General features: G+C 39.7%; 13 protein-coding genes and 1 pseudogene. 9 read left to right on the top strand and 5 right to left on the bottom strand.

Going from position 1 to position 14122, the window contains the following annotated elements; translation table 11 throughout:
- On the bottom strand, positions 1–173 hold a 173-nt coding region (locus tag L5M11_RS09875), incomplete at its 3' end, for a transposase (protein ID WP_263192006.1).
- Between the two features lie 63 nt (positions 174–236).
- Here L5M11_RS09875 and L5M11_RS09870 point away from each other — a divergent pair.
- The 6 genes from L5M11_RS09870 to L5M11_RS09845 all read left to right on the top strand — a co-directional run bounded on the left by L5M11_RS09870 (position 237) and on the right by L5M11_RS09845 (position 5089).
- Complete coding sequence (locus L5M11_RS09870; protein ID WP_317629871.1) at positions 237–773, top strand: DUF2071 domain-containing protein; 537 nt, start codon at positions 237–239, stop codon at positions 771–773.
- Positions 774–850: 77 nt separating this feature from the next.
- On the top strand, positions 851–1213 hold the full coding sequence (locus tag L5M11_RS09865) for a cupin domain-containing protein (RefSeq protein WP_263192000.1): 363 nt from the start codon (positions 851–853) through the stop codon (positions 1211–1213).
- An 843-nt stretch (positions 1214–2056) separates the two neighbouring features.
- Positions 2057–2905 (top strand): hypothetical protein, encoded by an 849-nt coding sequence (locus tag L5M11_RS09860; protein ID WP_263191999.1) that lies wholly within the window; start codon positions 2057–2059, stop codon positions 2903–2905.
- 116 nt (positions 2906–3021) lie between these two features.
- Positions 3022–3993, top strand: a complete 972-nt coding sequence (locus L5M11_RS09855; RefSeq protein ID WP_263191998.1) for a YiiX/YebB-like N1pC/P60 family cysteine hydrolase — start codon at positions 3022–3024, stop codon at positions 3991–3993.
- A 142-nt stretch (positions 3994–4135) separates the two neighbouring features.
- Complete coding sequence (locus L5M11_RS09850) at positions 4136–4516, top strand: hypothetical protein (RefSeq protein ID WP_263191997.1); 381 nt, start codon at positions 4136–4138, stop codon at positions 4514–4516.
- A 21-nt stretch (positions 4517–4537) separates the two neighbouring features.
- Positions 4538–5089: a hypothetical protein gene (locus L5M11_RS09845; RefSeq protein ID WP_263191996.1), complete on the top strand. Its 552-nt coding sequence runs from the start codon at positions 4538–4540 to the stop codon at positions 5087–5089.
- A 346-nt stretch (positions 5090–5435) separates the two neighbouring features.
- On the opposite strand, the pseudogene L5M11_RS09840 reads toward L5M11_RS09845, so the two are convergent.
- Positions 5436–6587 (bottom strand): annotated as a pseudogene (locus L5M11_RS09840) (IS4 family transposase).
- A gap of 111 nt (positions 6588–6698) precedes the next feature.
- Here L5M11_RS09840 and L5M11_RS09835 point away from each other — a divergent pair.
- Positions 6699–7241 (top strand): hypothetical protein, encoded by a 543-nt coding sequence (locus L5M11_RS09835; RefSeq protein ID WP_115334631.1) that lies wholly within the window; start codon positions 6699–6701, stop codon positions 7239–7241.
- Between the two features lie 1334 nt (positions 7242–8575).
- On the opposite strand, the gene L5M11_RS09830 is transcribed toward L5M11_RS09835, so the two are convergent.
- Together L5M11_RS09830 and L5M11_RS09825 are read right to left on the bottom strand one after the other, a co-directional pair.
- The gene (locus L5M11_RS09830; protein WP_263191995.1) at positions 8576–9871 is read right to left on the bottom strand and encodes a tyrosine-type recombinase/integrase; all 1296 of its coding nucleotides are present in this window, start codon (positions 9869–9871) and stop codon (positions 8576–8578) included.
- Between the two features lie 61 nt (positions 9872–9932).
- The gene (locus L5M11_RS09825) at positions 9933–10151 is read right to left on the bottom strand and encodes a hypothetical protein (RefSeq protein WP_105252484.1); all 219 of its coding nucleotides are present in this window, start codon (positions 10149–10151) and stop codon (positions 9933–9935) included.
- A gap of 180 nt (positions 10152–10331) precedes the next feature.
- Between L5M11_RS09825 and L5M11_RS09820 the strand changes: the two genes are divergently transcribed.
- The gene (locus tag L5M11_RS09820) at positions 10332–11903 is read left to right on the top strand and encodes a DUF3369 domain-containing protein (protein WP_113940482.1); all 1572 of its coding nucleotides are present in this window, start codon (positions 10332–10334) and stop codon (positions 11901–11903) included.
- A gap of 59 nt (positions 11904–11962) precedes the next feature.
- On the opposite strand, the gene L5M11_RS09815 is transcribed toward L5M11_RS09820, so the two are convergent.
- Positions 11963–12415, bottom strand: a complete 453-nt coding sequence (locus tag L5M11_RS09815) for a hypothetical protein (protein ID WP_263143439.1) — start codon at positions 12413–12415, stop codon at positions 11963–11965.
- Positions 12416–12673: 258 nt separating this feature from the next.
- Between L5M11_RS09815 and ccoN the strand changes: the two genes are divergently transcribed.
- Positions 12674–14110 carry a cytochrome-c oxidase, cbb3-type subunit I gene (gene ccoN, locus L5M11_RS09810; RefSeq protein WP_263192005.1) on the top strand — a complete coding sequence of 479 codons (1437 nt, stop codon included), beginning with the start codon at positions 12674–12676 and terminating at the stop codon, positions 14108–14110.
- Positions 14111–14122: the final 12 nt, after the last annotated feature.

Here is a 14122-nt window from a genome sequence, read left to right as displayed (position 1 = left end):
GGAGTAAGCCCTTTGCGTTCAACCTGAAGTTGCGTTACCCACTTACTGACCGTTGATTTACCTACGTTCATGGCTTTGGCAGCCGCTTCTTGTGTATAGCCTTGGTCAATGACTAATTGGGCAGTTTCGAGTTTAATCGCTGCGCTATATCGAGCACGTTTACTTTTATTCATTTTGTCACCTAAATTCGCTATGAATGAGATCATAACATTTCTTATTAGGTGGCCAAATTCACTATGCCACTACAAACAAACTATCGAATATATATTATCGATAATGAAACGGGTGAACGTTGTGTTTGGTTCCTTGGCACTACTTTAGATTCTTGGACGCTAGCAGTGCCAAGATACCTTTGGAACCTTCCTTGGCATGCTGGAAAAGTTAGCTTTGACTGCACTCTTAATGAAGCTAATGGCTTGTACCAAAAGTACCATATGGAAACTGTATCCGAGTGGGCTGAAGCTTCAGTTGATTTGGTTCAATCGGAATCTGACTTATTAGAATTCCCAGGCTTTCCCGATGTTGAGTCTGCCTTGGTCTATCTAACGCATCCGCTAGCTGGATTTTATCATCGAAGAGATAATAAACTCGGTACTTATCGAGTGTGGCACAAAGAGCTTGAGGTTAAGCCTGCCAAGCTAAAATCAGCTCGTTTCAAGCTTTTATCTAATATTAGTATTGTTAAAGAAGAAGAGCAAAACACTCCCTACAGTGTGTTAATCGAGCCAATAAATGAATTTACCATATACTTGCCTCCTACCATTGTCGGGTAAAAATTTAACAAAGCGCTTAAGCAAGGACGCAGCAAAGTTGCGCCGCTTAGCTTGTCATTATGACAATTAGAGATCACATGGATAGATACATTGTTAAGAAATCTGAAATTGAAGAAATGGAAGGCTTAAGTAAGACACATTACCTCAATGACAATGCTGTTCGAGTGAACAAATCTCTTGGAGATTTAACAGGTCTTAAAGGTTTTGGCTTCCATATTATCGAAGTTCCACCAAATAGAGAATCAACAGAGTTTCATTCTCATAAGTTTGAAGACGAATGTGTTTACGTATTAAGCGGTAGCGCCACAGCACAGATTGGTTTTGAAGAGTTCGAAATATCCGAAGGGGACTTTATTGGTTATCGAGCAAATGGTTTAGCTCATACGATTTTAAATACAGGCAGTAAAGTGTTACGCTGCATTGTAGTGGTGAGCGGTTAGACCACGATGTTGCAGATTATCCAAAATTAAATAAAAGACTGTATCGTAACAAAGGCGAAATTTGGGATTTGGTTGATATTAATAATGTTCAGCACCCTAACGCTGGAGGTAAGTCATAACAAGCGGCAGCAACGGACTTGTCAACCTGTCACTCAAATTGCTGCGCAATTACGTGCCAAGTTACCAAGGCGCTGTGCCGGGCGTTGAACTAAGCCGCTGCGCGGAGCTTAACTGCGATTTAGTGGACTGATTAAGCCTGCTCGAATCAGCTAGACTTAAAAAGATGCGATGGAACACAACCGTGACAAAGGATTTTCAATGAAATACGCAGAAAACACGAAATATTATTTGCTCAAAACAGCTCTGCAGCTCAGACCTTGCCTCAAAAAAGCAAATTCCTATAGCATGGAGCATACCAATTAATCTGGATAAGGCATCGGCCAAGTCCAACAAGCGATTTATGCCCTACAAACAGCGCATAAATACTAAGACGTTATGTGTTTTGGTGAGCCATGGAAGACTTTATTTCATTAATAGCCAGAGGTGTTTTTTGGCTTTTCGTTGAAATGTTTTTTTATAAATTATGTTACGTTGTGGGTTACTACTCTTTACGCCTTATCTCGGCGGGAAAGCACCCCAAGTATGAGCTTGAATTGCATGAAGAAGTTGAAAACTATCTATGGGGAAATTCTTTGGTTTCGCTCTTTGGGCTGTTACTAATCGCATTTACTATAGGAATACTTTTACATTGCATATTTTGAGAAAACACATAACAAGCAAAGGCAAAGCGACGCGCGCCGCGCGCTTGCTTTGAGCGTTAGTTGTCAGGGGTAGGTTTGTAACATGAATGACAAAGATACAATTAATATCGAACTTCCAACAATTGGAGTAACCGGTATCCATATCGTAGAAAAACGTTTAAATGGGGACGTTGTCGAAACCCGAACAGGTAGTTTTACGCATAAGCATGTCTCTTGCTTTTATTTGGTTGTAGAGGATGCTTTAGCCAAGCAAGTTATAGATATTATTGCTGGAGATTGGACAAATTTACCAATGAAATATATTTATGCTGGAGCTTGGGGTAACCAAGCAGCCTGTCTATTTGGCTTTTTAATGTATGCCAAACAGTTGGAAAATAGCAATGTGCCACATTTCTCGATTCTCGCAATTGATGATGGTGATATAAAACAAGAGCACAAAGATAAAAGATTAAATGGGTTACTTAAAGGTAACTATTACGGAGATGAACTCAAGGCTGCTAAAGATACCTTATCTAGATTGATGCTATCGTTTAAATTAGAGTATCTAGACAGTAGCGTTGCGAAAGGGCTCCCTGAATATAACCACAAAAAGTGGTTTGAAGAGATAGACCAAGAAACTATTTTATCTGTAGATTCGCCATCTAATCTTTATGAAGAACGGCAAGTTGAAAGTTTGCTGGAGCTAATCGAGTTCTCTAAAACTATAATCTTAGATGATTATCATTTGTACTATGATGAACTAAAAAAATGTCAGTTGAAAAATACCTTGAATATGTTCCACATGACCGAATATTTTATTCTCACCGCTATAAAAAAATATAACAATGAAAAATGGTTGTCATATACAGCCCACATTAAAGAAGCCTTAGATGTGATAAACACAGAGAATACTAAAAATTTCGTTAATGCAGATATCTACTTCAAGAAATGACAACTAACAAGGCATTTAAACGGAACTAAAACAGTTGGTTACGTTCCGCTTCGCTCCACAGTATAACCCACAATTTTAGTCCGCTTAATGCGGAGTTAGGTAAGAGTGCCGATCGAATGTATATATTTGAAATGAATTTGCTTAAACCTGGCGACATTATCCTGACTTCTCAGGTAGGGGCTATCAGCAAAGCGGTTCGCTTATCCACTTTTAGTAAATTTTCTCATGCAATACTCTATGTCGGAGATGGAAGTTTTATTCACTCTGACGGGCAGGGAGTTCATTCAAATAATATTCAGCGATTGCTCTTTGACAACAAAAAACATGCTGAGGTATGCCGAGTATTAAACGGAAATTATGTGGATCAAGCAATAATGTTTGCTCGCTCTCAAATAGGAACGTCGTATTCAGTGAAAGAGGCTGTAAGAACGAGAAATCCTCTTTACCGTGGTGATAAACTAAATAGGCAGTTTTGCTCTCGTTTAGTAGCACAATCTTATGAGTATGCCGGTTTGCGACTCGTTAACAATTCGGATTACTGCACACCTAAGGACTTACAACAGTCTTTGCATACAAGCGTCGTAGATGGCTGCCTTCGAATTGCAGAGGGTTATGAAGTCGAGTTCGCAAGGAGTGATAGCCCGATCCAAAGACAAACGGACATAACAAATTATATTCTAAAAGCAGTTAGGGAGCTTACACGAAGCGATATACAAAGCTTTGAAAACTTAGATCAATTTGTAATTGATAACCAAGCCTATGATGCGGAGATAACAAACATTGTAGTGAAATCGGGCTATCTAACTATGTTTGATTATGAACTAAAACAAAATCCTTGGCGGTACAATGGTCAGCTGTTCTTGTCTTTGAATATAGACGGTGCCTATAGAAAGGAGCGAGCTGAATTCGAATTAGAAAGTGCTGAAAAACAGGCTCAGCTGTATAGTCACAACTATCTAATGTGTCAGAATGTTCGGGGCCGTTTCCCTCTCAGATATTTTGAGATGAAAATGGATCTATATAAGAAATTAATTGATTTTATGAATAAGCGAATTGAAGCCGCAAAGTATGTCATTAGAAATACCTAACAAACAGCTGCACGCCGATACATACTGCTATGCTCGTTTTTGTGTGTCGCTCGCGCCACTTTACACAAAAACGCTCTCCGCAGTATGTGCGGGTGAGCGGAGCGTTATGTTCCAGTGTTACCTTAAATGAGCCTCAACTATAATGACTGCATTAGAGACCAAAGAAGAAGATGACTGTATACCCCTTGTTCTTATCGACACACTATCTGGACAAATACTAGATAAAGCTTGTGATTGGTCAAATAAATTTATTTTTGAACCTTTAGGAGGAAAGTTATCAATAACAACGCCTTTAGCTACTTCTGTAAATGCGGGGGCAAAAGTTCTGTTATCAAAGCCATTAAATCCTGAAATCATAATTAACATGGGAATGATTCATGAAATATATAGGGACTGTTTAACATTTCCAGTGTATACGGAGAAAGTACACCAAACTACTGATACTTTTAGTAATGAAAGTTGGGATGCTTTTAAAGAAACGTCTTTCAAATTTGAATCAGGGATTCCATCCATTGTGCCTTAAGATCTTAGCCCTATCACTAAAGTGTATGCTGACACTTGGTTAAGAGTAGCAGAGGATAAGCTAGAAAAACAACTGAAAGATGTTAGACATGAAGTATTAAGAAAAACAGTACCTGCAAGATTTCATATATTTGAAATGATGCTTCTGTGGGTGTTCTTTCATGAATTATCACATCTGATTCAGTGTCATTATAAATTGAAGGATAAATCCACTGACCGTATTGTCTTTTATGAGATAGAAACTGTTTCGGATGTTCAAGACTTAAAAGGCCAAGCGCGAGAGATTCTTGCGGATATAGAAGGTCTAGATTTAACTCTGCAGTATTTGAACAGAGAAAACTTAAATGCGCCTAATTCATTCTATTTATTATTATGCTCTATAACGTGCATGTTTAATCGATTTTATACTGGGAAGTATGAAACTAATTTAAATGCAGTGAAAGGTAGCCACCCACATCCAGTGATAAGAAATGAATACCTACATTTATTTTTTTGTAAAAAATGGGTATTGAAACTCCCTATGTATGGAAAACAGAGGCGCGAGAATCAATTTTACGGGGTTTTGCATATTTAACTGTTAAATCTTCTTTGAGTGCGAGTTTATTTTGGTCTAATAGACATGAGGGGGTTAAGGGCGAGCAGTACCCTTCATATATGGCGGTACAAATGAAAATGAAGAGTAAAGAGTAAAGAGGGCGTAGAATATAGGAAAAATATGGAGAATAGTATCCTTAGCCAAATTGATACGATTCTGGATCATCATTTACAAAAAAACACCATATTAAAAACTATGAAAGATAATACTTTCTTTGAAAATGTATAAAAAGAACATACAAGCTGTTTAAACTGATAAAAAACAGTTGGGCATCGCTTCGCGATATAGCTAGCAATTTTTGTCCGCTTAGCGCTGGGGGATCCCCTCATAATTGAGGTCTTCCAGCGTCATGAACTAAGTTTATATATTCGATTAATGCCCAGCGAAAAATTGTCTCCTTTACCGGATATTTGTCTCTTTTACGTACTTCCTTTCCAAGTCTAACAATTGATAGCACTGCCCGCTTTCTCACCGTATTGGCTTGAAAATATCTTTGCCATCCAAGGTGTTGTGCCGCTAACCCAATACACCATAACACGATTTCAGCCAGCATAGAGATGAGCAGCAATACATCATATCGCTTTGGACAACGGCTGCGGCTTTGTCTAAGGCCCATGCCATATTGCGGACTTTTTAAATCGCGGAAGGTTTCTTCAATTTGCATTCGCTTAGCATATAAATCGACGACCTTTGAAGGGCCAAAGTAGTCCGGCGGTAAATTTGTTGCGAGTAGCCAAGGCTCTTTTCTCCCTAAGCTGTAACTCTTTTGTGCAGTGTGATTTCGCCCAGCCTTAGAAGAACGTTTATCCTTACGCAGCTTAGGTTTAGCTTTAAACAAGTGCAGGCAACATTGTAGCGGAGACTTGCGCGCTAACTTGACGCTACCTATGTATTTCGCGGTTGAATTCGCTTTAGGGTAGAGGGATTTATTTGACTGCTATGATGTTTGGCCGTTGAGCATAAAACTGACATCACCGCGAACTCTCCCTAGCCAAAACCAGCCATGGCGCTCGACTTCCCTAAACCAAGTATTGCGATAACCTGCATCGGTGACAATGAGCGGGCAGCATCCTGGCGGCAATACGTTAGCATGCTCAGCTAAGAAAGCGTTATGACTGCGTGGGGCATTGTAATCTTCAAACAGAAAAGTGCGTTCGTACAAAGTAATGGAGCGACCTTTAACACTGATTGATGCGCGTAAGGTAATCAATCGCAGTTGTTCGCGCACATCAGACCAATCCACAAGAATAATGGGCATCGGATTTGAGCCGCAGAGATACTGTGCATACCATTGATAAATAGCGAACTTATCTTTGACAACATGTAGATTTCCGAGCAGTCGGTCAATACGCTCGATATTGTGTTTTGGTGCAACGTTACCCGTTATGTTCCGTCCTAACTGGGTTAACGAGAGTTGATTGCCATCGAGTATAGACTCAGTAGCAACAATCAGAGAATTAAGGCGTTTTTGGTGTATTTGAGGACATTATTTTTTGAGTAAATCGTGCAAAATGTCAACATTAAGATGTTTGTATGTTACATTTAATAAAACAACTGTATATTTATGGATAACGGAGTGCTGTAAGTCATGTTAAACAAATTATTTGCTTTCTTCTTTTTTTTTATTGTTGTTGGTTGCGCTCAACAGCAAAATTATCATTATGAAGTTGCACGAGAACCTAGAGTTGAATGGCCTGTTAATGAATATGAAAAGTTAAATAAAACAGGTGCTAATATTGTATCGGGGCAAGGTTTTTTAAAAACAATTGGAGGAGATGTAAAAACATGCTCTGGTAATAAAGTTTTCTTGAGTCCTGTAACCTCTTACTCAAAGCAATTTGTTGATGCAATAATATATAAAAAGCATGGGAAAGCTCCTATTGTCTTAGAGCCTGAATACCCTGATAGTCGAATATCTCTTTTTCTTAAAGAGGTGACAGCAGATGCAGATGGTAGATTTAAGTTTTATGATGTTCCTGATGGCATGTATTATTTATATACTATGGTAAAATGGTCTGCTGCGACAGGATTGCAAGGGTCTTTGAGCCAACAGGGCGGCTGGGTAATAAAAAGCATTACTGTTAATTCAAATAACAGAAATGAATATATTCTCACTGGAATAGATGAATAGTCCCGAATTCAACTCCAAAGTTCGATGCTAGCTAATTAAGCGACTAGTAGATTAAACACCACAGCTGGCTGCTTAAACTTCTCTTACGATTGGACGTTATAATTAAAGGCGTGTCGAAGATAGTAATAGTTCTATTAAAGAGCACGTCAAAAAGAACGCGTTGCTACGTGAATAATAGATGGCTATGCTAGCCAACACTCTAAACAGCTCACGTAGCGACGCAACATACAATCCTCTAAACCTCATTATAAAAAATTAAGTTACATAATTTCAGTCACTTACTGGATGGCAGTAACTTTAAATAATAGGTTGTTATACTTAGAACAAACCTTTACAGAGATTGATGGGCGAGGGTGGATAAGGGAGATAGTAGTAACGTAGTCATGACTCGATTTTATTTGAACTACGCAATTAACACTTAGTCCAATTTTAGCAACTAATGAGGGAAGGCGTACCAAGATATAGCTCATCAATGTTTTATTGAGTATGAGATTTTTGGGGTCTAAAGAGTATAAAGTGGGCCATGCGCTGAGATTTACTAGCTTCGCAATTCGTAACAAGTTAGGGCAGTGTACCCTCGACATACACAGTTTTTGTTGTCCATCATGATTCAATTAGATGAATACAGTTTGTTATTATGTGCATAAGCTATTATTCAAGAAAAATACAGTTTTACGCTAATGCCGATAACGTCATTTATCGACATTCTTGGAGACTCAGATAACACTATTAACCGTTCAATGAACTCATTATTTACTGACACATTTATACACAGGAACTCAGTTGCTCAGTTGCTCAGTTCATTTCTAAAGATTCCATGTATCAATCAGTGCATTTATAGCCGGTAAGACAAATGTATCACTTAGCCAGAGTTTAGGTCGCTTTAACATCCGTTTCGATAGAGTCATATCATATCTTCGAACTTGAAGGCTTTCTGCATAAGTAAATCTGCTTTAAAGCTGTTACTGCGCGTTTTACATGATTTCTTTCGCATATGGTTACACAAAATCTTAAAGCATTCACGTAGAGACGCGAAAATCCAATAGCTCAATGACATCTTCAATATCAGACTTTAGATGAAAATTTCAATCTAATCGAATAAGAAACCGTCCGTAATTTTTATCTGAATATCCATTTGCTAATCCTAGCTAGTCAAACAGCAAAAAATATCAGTAGGTTAGCTTGCGGCCTAGATTCATGTTCATCATAAAGGTAAATCTCAGTCTGCCGCGAAATCTCATTCTGAGTGGCCACGAACACAAATTTATCGATGTAGTGAATGGTATAAATTCATCATTTAACATAATATACATTGTGCGCATCTTTGTGTCGAATCACTCTATACCTTTCAAATGGTCGATTGGTTTGTTGAACGCACTCTCATGACGTTCAATTTGGCTTGTGTGCAAATATTGCGATGTAGTGTCGATACTTTCGTGGCCAGCGTCGGCTTGTACATGGGATAACGGTCTGCGGTTGATATTGATATCGTGCGTAATGCCGGTGTGACGAATATTGTGGGCAGTAAGTTTGCGCATCTGCGCCGCATCTTGTGTAAAGCCATCGATTTCTATACGTTCTGCAGCCAGATTAATTATTTTTTGAATTTCGTCGCGAACATGACGAATGCCTAGATTGGCATTGAGGATACCAACATCTCGGCCGCGTCCAGCAGCTTTATGCCGTACAAACAAAGGATGATTTTCGTTTGGTCCTGGATAATCCGTTAATCCTAAAAACTGACGATATTTGACTAATGCATCGAGCAAAGCTTTTGAAATCGCAACACTGCGTCTTTTACCACCTTTACTCAACGGAATATGAAAACTCCAGATGCCCGTTTGCTGATTACGTTTAAACTGGTTCATCACCGGCGAATAACCCGCACGTGCAGACACATCTGAAATGCGTAAATAACAGCAATAAATCAATATAATGAGGAATAAACTTCTTTGATGTAACTCAGGAAATTCTTCTGCTTGTCCAGTAACGGTCGCCATAATATATGACCACTGTAATTCAGTGAATGCGAGACTATTTTCATCTTCATGACTTTGACGCTGATATTGCCTGTTTGCTGCAAATCGACTGTGATTAAGCCAGATTTGAGCAGGATTCCGCTCACAATATTCTTCACTTGTCAGATACGAATAAAACGAAGACAAAATGGCCATTTTTGTTTTTAACGCATTATCGCTTAACACATAAGGCTGGATTTGCCCGAGTTGTTTTTTGCCGACAAATGGTCGCCATTGCGAGTTTGGAACCCGTTCATCATGCAGTTTATCGTACTTAAACTGTGGCACATTAAAATAACCGATCAGTGCTATCGGCGGTGCTTGGCAATAATCAACGTAACGGCTCATGTCTTTGCGCGTAACTTGAATGGGAGACATTGAAACTACATCAAAACACCAATGCAGAAACGTAGTGAGTTCACTGCGATAAGCTTTATAGTTGTTTTCGTTATGCTTTTGCTCAAATAGCCAATCACTGGCATGCTCGATGATTAAGCCCGCATCAACCACCTTTTTCATGCTAATTTGGGTGATATATTGGTTAACAATACTATTGCCAACTTGTATGAATTCAAATGAGTCAAATAACGGAATTACTGGAGGAAGTTGCATATTACATCTGAATTATAAGAGTTTCTTGTATGATAATACTTAAACGCAAATGCCGATAATGTTATTTATCGGCATCAAGATATGTCAGATTTTTAGCGCAACTTGAAAATGAACATTGCTGACAAGTAATACGCTTTTTGCAACAGATCAAGCATAGCTGCCACACTTGCTGTTTCGATTGGCTATCTAAGCACGTGAAGTCAGATGCGCAGATGTGTCCATCATGTATCAGCTGTGCCAATTTATGCGCTGAAATTGATAAGTTAATTCGATTCGTCATGCCCTTTCCCTCCCTATCATTGTTTGATAGTAACAGAATACACAAATGAGAATCGTTATCAACAATGTAATTTAAGGATTGCCACTCACCTCGTTATTTTATGCAAGATTTTGCACCGCTTTGAAATGTGTCTACTACACTGATTATGTGATCATTATTTTTACTTGAATGAGGTATCGGATGCTGATTGATCTTGCAAAGAAAAACCCTCTTTTTTCCGGTAAAAAGTCTACCGAGACAACAGAGTCTGGTATTCCTTGGAAGGTATTAGTGGTCGATGATGAACCTGATGTTCATACCGTCACTAAGCTTGCCCTCTCCCGCTTTAAACTTGATGGCCGTGCCCTCACCTTTATCAATGCTTATAGTGCCGAACAAGCAAAAGAATTACTCAATCAAGAACATGACATCGCCATTGCCTTTATTGATGTTGTCATGGAAAGTGATCATGCGGGGTTAGAACTAGTAAAGTGGATCCGTGAAGAATTATTGAATAAAACCACTCGATTGATCTTACGTACAGGCCAGCCAGGGCAAGCACCTGAAGAAGACGTTATCGTCAATTACGATATCAATGATTACAAAGCAAAAGCTGAACTGGATTCCCGTAAGCTGATGACCAGCGTCTACTCAGCCCTTCGCTCTTATCGCGATATCATGGAAATCGAGCAAGCAAGGCGCACCCAAATAAATCACCGTAAGGGCTTAGAAAGAGTACTAGAAGCCACCTCAGGATTATTTGAACTGCGCACCCTGCATAAATTCGCCGATGGGCTACTGACTCAAGTGGCCACTCTACTTAATCTCGATTCAGAAACGCTACTGCTGACTTGTAATGCAATTGATGCGATTAGTGGTCATGTTGAACCTGTCAATATAGAAATCCTTGCAGGTACTGGTCAATTTGCAAATAAATCCCACATTACGCAACTACCTGAACATATTGATCGTCTACTGCGCAGTGCGCTCACCCAACAGCGGTGCCTTTATGAAGACAATTGCTTTATCGGTTACTTTCCCACCAAAGGCGGTTTAATCAATCTACTTTATATGGATGGTATTGATAGAATTGATGATCTTGATAAGAAACTCATTGATATTTTTGCCATCAACGTGGGCATAGCTTTTGAAAATTTGCTGCTCAATCAGGAGGTGGAAGATACACAATCAGAGCTTATTTTACGTTTAGGTGATGTTGTTGAAAGCCGCTCGAAAGAAGCTGCCAATCATGTGAAACGTATGGCGGAGTATTGTTCTCAATTAGCATTACTCGCCGGTTTAAGTGAATACGAAGCCGATTTACTACGCCGTGCCTCACCAATGCATGACATAGGTAAAATTGCGATCCCCGATGCTGTCCTACTTAAACCCGGCAAATTAGATGACGAAGAATGGAAAGTTATGCGTCAGCACCCTATGATTGGCCATCAAATTCTTGCAAATTCTGAGCGACCAATACTAAAGGCTGCATCAATTATTGCACTGCAACATCATGAAAAATATGATGGTTCTGGTTATCCTGCAAATCTAAAACAAGACGAAATTCACATTTTCTCGCGGATTGTAGCAATCGCAGATGTGTTTGATGCCCTTTCCCATGCCCGCTGCTATAAAACAGCTTGGCCTTTAGAAGAGGTTTTAGCTGAAATGCGTAAAGGGGCGGCAACACACTTTGATCCTCACTTATTACAGCTCTTTATTGAAAATGTAGATATTTTTGTCAAAGTAAAAGAAAACTGGAAGGATCACTAATCTGTATAGTTGATTGTCTTGATATTTAGAAAGCCTATCAGGCACTTTCAAAGATATATCTAACCATTGTCATCTGCGAGAAAATCAAAAACAGCCGTTTTAGTTTCGCCATTAAGGTTGAAACTAACAAAGCCGCGCCAAACCATATAACCACTGCTACAAGAGCCATATACCATTTGACCAATATAAGTCATTTCGTCGGTTTGCTTCACATTTACGGGAATAACGCCCATAAACATATCTCTTCCTTCTAAGCGGATTTGCACATCGGTAATAGGCGAAGACGCTAATAGTGTTAATGTTAATGGCTTTTCGCTCGGTGCATTTTCTGGCGACAGACTAACAGTGAGTTTGATATCGCCCACTTGTTTAACACAATCCCCTACCGAAAATTGACAGAGAGAAGGATCAAGACTGCTTTTTAGTGTGACTTGCTTAGCATCTTCAGTACAAGCTGTGAGATTGAAGAGAATTAACGCGATGAATAAATAGGGATTAGGACGATTTAGCACAAAGATTAACCTTACGACGCAATATGTTAACATTCTATGGCGTAGGTTGATCTAGATCAACTTTCTACACCCCTTCTTTGGTATCTTTTTTGATATTGCTCAAGTATCATTGCGAAACCTCATATTTGAGCAAAAATATGCAGGGTAACGCATTGACATGACTCAGCAACCTGAATAGGGAAGCTGATTTTTATGTCGTTTTATAACAGGTAAAGCTTGTCTTTACTCAAAGTATCAGTAATAAGCAGTGGAAGCATGATGATGAACCATTCCCAGCCAACAGGCGCTGATTACAATTACACCATTGTCCGCCAATTTGCCTTAACCACAGTTTTGTGGGGTATCGTTGGTATGTCAGTCGGTGTATTAATTGCGGCTCAGTTAATCTGGCCTCAGCTGAACTTTGACACTCCTTGGTTAACGTATAGTCGCTTGCGACCATTACACACCAATGCGGTGATCTTCGCGTTCGGTACATCAGCCCTTTTTGCAACATCCTATTATGTCGTACAACGTACCTGTCAAACCCGACTATTTGCACCTAAGTTAGCTGCATTTACGTTTTGGGGCTGGCAAGCAATTATTATCTCCGCAGTAATCACCTTACCCTTAGGCTACACATCGAGTAAGGAATACGCAGAGCTAGAGTGGCCTATCGATATCGCAATTGCTATCGTCTGGATAGCTTATGCTACGGTATTCTTTGGCACGATTGTTAAGCGCACAACTTCACATATTTATGTGGCAAACTGGTTCTTCGGTGGGTTTATCCTTACCGTAGCGGTACTTCATATTGTTAACTCAATGGCAGTACCTGTTAGCCCGTTTAAGTCATATTCTATATACAGTGGCGCTGTCGATGCCATGGTACAGTGGTGGTATGGTCATAACGCCGTTGGTTTCTTATTAACCGCAGGCTTCTTAGGGATGATGTATTACTTCGTACCTAAGCAAGCGGGTCGTCCTGTGTATTCTTATCGTCTATCAATTGTCCATTTTTGGGCTTTGATCGCACTGTATATTTGGGCAGGTCCTCACCATTTACATTATACCGCGCTACCTGACTGGACTCAGTCTTTAGGTATGGTGATGTCACTGATCCTATTCGCACCTTCTTGGGGCGGTATGATTAACGGTATCATGACCTTGTCTGGTGCTTGGCATAAACTGCGTACCGATCCTATTTTACGTTTCTTAGTTGTCTCTTTGTCTTTCTATGGTATGTCTACCTTCGAAGGCCCGATGATGGCAATTAAAACAGTTAACGCACTGTCACATTATACAGACTGGACTATCGGTCACGTTCACTCAGGCGCGCTAGGCTGGGTTGCTATGGTGTCTATTGGTTCTTTGTATCACCTGATCCCTGTGTTATTTGGCCACGGCCGTATGTACAGCGTCAAGTTAATCAATGTTCATTTCTGGTTAGCAACGATTGGTACTGTACTCTACATCGTCTCTATGTGGATTTCGGGTGTAATGCAAGGTTTAATGTGGCGCGCAGTGAATGCTGACGGTACTTTGACTTATAGCTTTGTTGAAAGTCTGGAAGCTTCTTATCCTTTCTACTTTGTGCGTTTCCTCGGCGGTTGTTTATTCCTTACCGGTATGCTGATCATGGCATATAACGTGATCCGTACAGTGAAAGCCTCTAAAGATTCATTGCCAGCATTGGCTGAACCCACAGCGGCTTAAAGGAGCAAACTC

Source organism: Shewanella sp. SM87 (genome assembly GCF_025653705.1).
GTDB lineage: Bacteria > Pseudomonadota > Gammaproteobacteria > Enterobacterales > Shewanellaceae > Shewanella > Shewanella oncorhynchi.
The sequence above is the reverse complement of the archived record's forward strand: the minus strand, read 5'-3'. Positions and strand labels throughout refer to the sequence as shown.